The organism is Pseudoalteromonas sp. BSi20439, from assembly GCF_000241165.1.
GTDB lineage: Bacteria > Pseudomonadota > Gammaproteobacteria > Enterobacterales > Alteromonadaceae > Pseudoalteromonas.
The window spans coordinates 1-5,960 of record NZ_BADW01000144.1 but is presented as its reverse complement, the minus strand read 5'-3'; the positions used below and the strand labels follow the sequence as shown (position 1 = coordinate 5,960).

Annotated in this window: 8 protein-coding genes; 7 read left to right on the top strand and 1 reads right to left on the bottom strand. The window is 39.2% G+C overall.

What is annotated here, in order from left to right:
- Positions 1-398: 398 nt before the first annotated feature.
- Positions 399-593, bottom strand: a complete 195-nt coding sequence (locus P20439_RS12205; RefSeq protein WP_008467249.1) for a hypothetical protein — start codon at positions 591-593, stop codon at positions 399-401.
- A gap of 125 nt (positions 594-718) precedes the next feature.
- Here P20439_RS12205 and P20439_RS17950 point away from each other — a divergent pair, with 125 nt between their 5' ends.
- The 7 genes from P20439_RS17950 (at position 719) to P20439_RS17945 (ending at position 5,880) form a co-directional block, all read left to right on the top strand.
- Positions 719-1,999, top strand: coding sequence for a phage/plasmid replication protein, II/X family (locus P20439_RS17950; protein ID WP_083834487.1), 1,281 nt, complete (start codon positions 719-721; stop codon positions 1,997-1,999).
- A complete protein-coding gene (locus P20439_RS12195; RefSeq protein ID WP_202798755.1) occupies positions 1,996-2,373 on the top strand; it encodes a single-stranded DNA-binding protein in 378 nt (125 codons plus the stop codon). Before P20439_RS17950 ends, P20439_RS12195 begins: the two co-directional genes overlap by 4 nt.
- Complete coding sequence (locus tag P20439_RS12190) at positions 2,373-2,609, top strand: hypothetical protein (RefSeq protein WP_008467242.1); 237 nt, start codon at positions 2,373-2,375, stop codon at positions 2,607-2,609. Before P20439_RS12195 ends, P20439_RS12190 begins: the two co-directional genes overlap by 1 nt.
- A gap of 11 nt (positions 2,610-2,620) precedes the next feature.
- A complete protein-coding gene (locus P20439_RS19100; protein WP_008467240.1) occupies positions 2,621-2,755 on the top strand; it encodes a membrane protein in 135 nt (44 codons plus the stop codon).
- 112 nt (positions 2,756-2,867) lie between these two features.
- Positions 2,868-4,352 carry a hypothetical protein gene (locus P20439_RS12180; protein ID WP_008467239.1) on the top strand — a complete coding sequence of 495 codons (1,485 nt, stop codon included), beginning with the start codon at positions 2,868-2,870 and terminating at the stop codon, positions 4,350-4,352.
- A 1-nt stretch (position 4,353) separates the two neighbouring features.
- On the top strand, positions 4,354-4,671 hold the full coding sequence (locus tag P20439_RS12175) for a DUF2523 family protein (RefSeq protein WP_036933901.1): 318 nt from the start codon (positions 4,354-4,356) through the stop codon (positions 4,669-4,671).
- Between the two features lie 3 nt (positions 4,672-4,674).
- Complete coding sequence (locus P20439_RS17945) at positions 4,675-5,880, top strand: zonular occludens toxin domain-containing protein (protein ID WP_008467237.1); 1,206 nt, start codon at positions 4,675-4,677, stop codon at positions 5,878-5,880.
- Positions 5,881-5,960 lie beyond the last annotated feature (80 nt).

Sequence of the window (5,960 nt, the reverse complement as noted above, 5' to 3'; positions counted from 1 at the left end):
CCCATAAGTTGACCAACGTTATGTTGAGAAAACGCCCCGCCAAAATATCCAAATGGCGGGGCGTTTGTGGTTTTTGGTGTGATATATAGCGCAGCATCACACCAACTAGCGCAAAGCCCTTTGCAAGCTAGCCCGTAACATAATGTAGATTTATGGGTTGTATTTTATACCCGATTATAATTTTCACATGGCGACAGCCGATAGCGGAGCGGAAACCAAACCAACTTAATCATATTAAAAATGTTCTGGCTGCACTGACTAAATCAATATCACGAAATTAAATTCGCCCCTCTGATAAACCAAACCCATATTTGAAATAAAACCGATGTACCGAAATAGGCACAGGTGTTTAGAGTCCACATACTTTAATAGTGGACTCTAGTCCGGATTTCGGACTTTTAAGCTTTAGATCTCTCTTTTTTCTTTTTAACAAATTTTTCGTAATCTTCATCGGTAACAAGCTCTAATCCTTTTGAAATAAGAATTTTAAGTATTTCCGTATCCTTTAATGATGCTTGTGTGGCCACTACCGCTCTTACGTGTTCCTTTTCTACTTTTCTCCATGTTACGTCATCTATGTGTTTACTGGGCATTACATGTCTCTTCGATTCTAAGAATTCATTTAATTATAAACTTATATTCAAAGTTTCTTGCAATCTGATTTCTTAGAAACTATTATTTCGGCTAAATATAATTTCTAAGTTTCTAAGAAAGCTAAATGATTGACCTCTTAACTATAAAGATACCTTTCGTTGAATCGATTGTTGCTATGTCTCCAGACGGGACTAATGGCCTAATCGATTTGCGTGAGTGTCAAAAAAGAGGTTGCAGGATGGAAGCAGGGGACGTCACTTTCACTACTAATGACTATCGCCTAGACGCTGAAAATATTTGTGTTGCTGAGGTTTCCGCACTTCGTCACCCATTCGAATCATTACCTAGCTCTTGGGGAACGTTGGCATTTAAAGTCAGGGCAGGGGGTGAAAATTATTACCCGTTCATCGAATTAAAAGCTAGCCCGGCAAAGCTGTTACAAGGTCACAACGTTTACGGTTCGTGTGATGTGATGTTGTGTATTGATTCACTAATCACCGCGTTTTGTTACGCAATGCCAGACATGGCCGAAATATTAGAATTTAACAATGCCGAACTTGCACAAATAGATTGCACGTTTAGCGCTCACTTAAAAACCGAGTCAGATAGTCGAAACGTAATTCATGCATTACGCAACATATCAAACGGTCAAACAAGGGGCGCTAAATCTGCATTCGACACAACTGCATATTTTGGCAAAGGCTCACGTCATAAACGACTAAAAGCCTACTTAAAGCAATTTGAGTTGCAAGACCAAATTAACAAAGCACAAGCAAAATACGACAAAACCAAAAGCCAAGTTTTTAAAAATCAGCTTGAAGCTATGACAGCACCAGAAGTACAAGAATTCGCAAAAAATGCATTACGCCTAGAAGCTAGCATTATGCCACGCATGTTAAAACGTCTTGGTATACCGACTAACTTATGGGCATTTGAAACTTATAGCGGGTCATTTGATGGGTGTTTAATTCAGCAATTATGGAATCAATCTTGGCAAGACATATTTAAAACGTTCGAAGGTGCAAACATGCGTACTTATTCAGATACTGAAATTCAAGAAAATTTGAGACAGCATTTTAAAACCGAAACTAAAAAGGGTTTCAGTTTTTCAAAAGCCGACCGCTTATTTCGTTTCTTTAGAATGGTTAAACATGAGGGCTGGGAAGAGGTTAAAGACTCAACGCCTAAAGCAACTTTTCACGACAATATTAAATTGCTTACCGAAGTTGTACCAAAAGCTTACCTACAAAATTTACAAGCAACTGCATCAAATGTCGTTCCGCTTATTCGTTTTGTAAATGTCGATTTTGAACAACAACACCCGAGCAACTGGGTAGAACCTCAGCGCTTATCTGACCAATTAGAACTACCTGAAAACCGCGAACTTTTAAGACTGGTTTCATGACCACAACCAACCAATTCATTGACGGACAACAAACCGCAATTGATTTATATAACGAGGAATTAAGAACCATGACTATGATAATTGAAATACTAGGTACTAACGGCGCAAACGTTCCAACACCAAGAACTTTCCCAGCTAAGGGCGATAAACCATCACGCACAGTATACGAACAAAAAGCGTATGCACACATGGGCGGTATTTTCCCTGTTGAATTTAAAATCACACACGATGACCACAACAACGCATACCCAGTTGGCAAGTACGAGCTTGCTGGTTCATCGTTCAAAGTTAACCAATACGGCCAATTAGAATTAGACCGTTTTGGAATGGCATTAACACCTTATGCAGATTTTGCAGATAAAAAGGCAAGCTAATGCAATGTATTTATCTAAATGCTGACGGCACTTTAACCCCAACGAGTGAAACACTTGAACAGTGCTCCGGTTATGTTCTTGTTCCTTCACACGATGCGGCTGCTTATGTTGAAAGCATTCAGATAACAGCTCTCGAAGTAGGGAGCGCTTTTACTTGGGCTTTTGCCCTAATCATTACCCTCGGGTTTTTATCCTTCAAAGTGAAGGCTTCTCGAATGGTTATAAATAAACTTTAAGGAATATAAAAATGACTGATATTTTTGCTGCTGTAGACATGGCTGGTGTTGCAACTTTCGTTGGCGCAACTGGTGTTTTAATCGTTGGCGTTGCGTTGGCTTATAAGGGTATTACTCTTGCTAAGCGCGCAGTTGCTAAAGCATAAGGAACTGAATATGGGCGGCCTAATTGTCGCCCTTATCTACACAATATGTGCATTGATAGGGGCAATAGCTGGTTACATAGTTTGCAAGAACTTCGGTTGGGGATAACAGCCAATGAAATATCTAATTTTTACACTGGCGCTTATTAGCGCTTTTTTTGTTTCTGCTGAACCTGACATGAGTGATTTAGTATCACCTAAGCAAGTTTCAACTGGCACTTGTGGTTTAGTTACTGATATTAATTCTATTATCAATGATTCTGACGGTGACTCATGCGTTCAATATATCAGAGGTCTTATCGAGTCTGATTCATCTTATAAGAGGATTGATAACGTATGGCTTGATGGTGAAGCTGTAATGTTTACAGGTAAAACATCATATGAAACAACTTTTAGGGTTGGTATTTTCCGCGTCAATTCATCAACCCCAACATGCCCTCCAGATTCACATCCGAATTATATAATATCTGTAGGTGAAGGATCTTCACTTATGTGTGCTAAAGAGTTTGTTCCACCGCCTCAACCTGACCCAGATGCTAAGTGCGATGAGTTCGGCAATAATTCAATGCTCCCCCCTAAAGATGGTGTTGGTACTCCTGGTCAAACTGCATGTTATACAAATCCAACAACTGGCAAAAGTTGTCAATATTCACAAGGTCACGATAACTTTACTGCGACTGGTAAAGACTGTGATGGTGATGAAAACGACTATGGTGATAAGCCAACTCCACAACCACCGCCTGACGGTAATGATGATAACTGTTATGACTATGGGTCGTTGGGTGGTGTCTTAATTTGTGATGTTGACCCGAACCAAGGCTGCAACGCATTACTGATTAACGGCCAAACACAATACCAATGCCCTCCCGGGTGCGGCTCTATGGATGGTGTTTATTTCTGTACTTATGATGATTTAGACGGGGATGGTAAAGCCGATGATAAAAACGGAAATGGCGTACCAGATAAAGATGAAACCTGTGTAAATGGCCGCTGCACTCCAAACCCAGACCCCAACGAAACACCAAACCCAGACGCGCCTGATATGACTCAAACAAATAATAAGCTTGATGGCATTAAAGGTGAGCTTGGCTTTGTTGGCGGAAAACTCGATAAAACAAATCAAGCACTCGATGGTATTAACTCAGGTATTCAGGGTTTAAAAAAGTCACAAGATAAATCAAACGGTTTATTAACAGATGTCGAAAAAAATACAAAACTAACTGCTGGCAATACCGATGCAATCTCAGGAAATACAAAAGGGATTCTCGATACATTATCTGAAACCGATGTTGGAAATACATTTAATCCAGATGCATCACTGAGTTTTTACGAGTCAAGTTATGAAAATGGGTTTAGTGGTGTATGGGAAGAAAAAAGCACAGCGTTTAAACAAACTGAAACCTTTCAATTCTTAGAGCAGTTTAAATTTAATGCTGGCGGCTCTGCTCCTGATACTCAAATGTGTTTTAACTTGGGTGGCTCAATGGATTTTGGCTGCGCTGAACTTCCAACACCTAGTCCCCAGTTGCTAGCAATTATCAGGGTTTTTATTTTAATCACTGCGGCTTTCTTGTGCCGTGCATTAATTTTTGGAGGTTAACATGTTGGACTGGTTAGCTAATACATGGAATGAAGCAAAGCAATTTTTTTATAGTCTAGTTTTGACTGTTCAGGAAATTTACAAAGATATGTTCATATGGGTTTTTGAAAGTTTTATGGACATTTCTTTGCTGGCCATTAGTGGTCTAGATAGTTTTTTCTCAGGCCTTGATGTTGCAAGTTACTTCAATTCTTTACCACCCGAGGTTAGTTATTACGCATCAGCAATAGGCTTATCTCAAGCTATGGGAATGGTAATAATCGCCATAACAGTGCGAATGATATTGCAACTAATACCATTTGTTAGATTAGGGAGCTAAGAAATGATTCACGGCATATCAGGAAGAACTGGCGGCGGTAAAAGCTACGAAGCGGTTGTACGACACATAATACCTACTATTACAGAACATAAACGTAAAGTCGTAACAAACCTACCATTGAACATAGACCATTTTTGCTCAGTATTTGGCGATTACTGCCGTGACTTAATAGAGGTTGTAGATGGGGAGTTTCACAATTATGGTGGCCAGCGGCCATTCTCTAAAAAGGAGCATTATTTACAATACGAAGATTGGAAAAACGAACAGGGTAACCGTGTTTATTTTTTTATTGATGAATGTCATTTAGCATTACCAACAGGCCAGACAGATAAAGAGCTAAAACAGTTCTATGATTTACATCGTCACTACGGTTTTGACATCATGCTAATCACTCAAGAGTTCAGCAAGGTTGATAGGGACATTAGAAATCTAGTAAGCAACCATTATCGAGCGATTAAAAAGTCAATGATGGGTCAAGATGATAAGTATATTTTAAAAGTTCATGATGGTTCTTCAAAAACCAATTCAACCGTTGTTGCAACTCACGAACGCGAGTATGAAAAGAAGTATTTTAAGTTCTATCAGTCACACACCAAGAGTGACCAATCGATAAAAGAAGCAGCGCCAAGTGATATAAAAAAATGGTACGACAACTGGTTTATTAAAGGCTCTGTTGTCTTTTTTATATTCGCCATTTTTTTACTTTATTTGGGATTTAAAAAACAGTCTGAAAACCAAATTGAAACAGAAAAATCAACGCAACCACCTGTAATTAATGGTGAATTTCAATCCATCCCTGGAGCTAGACCAGGATATAATTTAGCATCTGCCCCAGGGCAAAATACTGTCTTACCCCCAGAGTTTTTAGCCAAGCAAAAAGAAGCTGAAAAAATTATTGAGGAGCAGAAAAAAGCAAAAGAAGCAGAGGAAAAAAAACATCCATTTTATAAGGTCGGTCTTCATATTGTAGGTTGGGGTGAGTATACCGAACTAGGGAGAATAACCAAAAATTACTACCTAAGCGCTAGCCAAAATGGTCAGCATATTTTTGACTTGTCGTTACGTGATTTGATACTTGCTGGCTATGCCGTTGTTGTTCGCTCCAGTTGCGTTATAGAAATAAGTTATAAAAAATATCATGACTTTTTAACTTGTGACTCACCAAAGATAGGCGTTTTTGATGAAGCACCAACAGAATTGACAGAGTAGCGAGGAGGGACCCGCGTAGCGGGAGGTGGCCTTGATGCGCTGGCAATTATTATTAGATACTTAATTTAATTACCATGAGC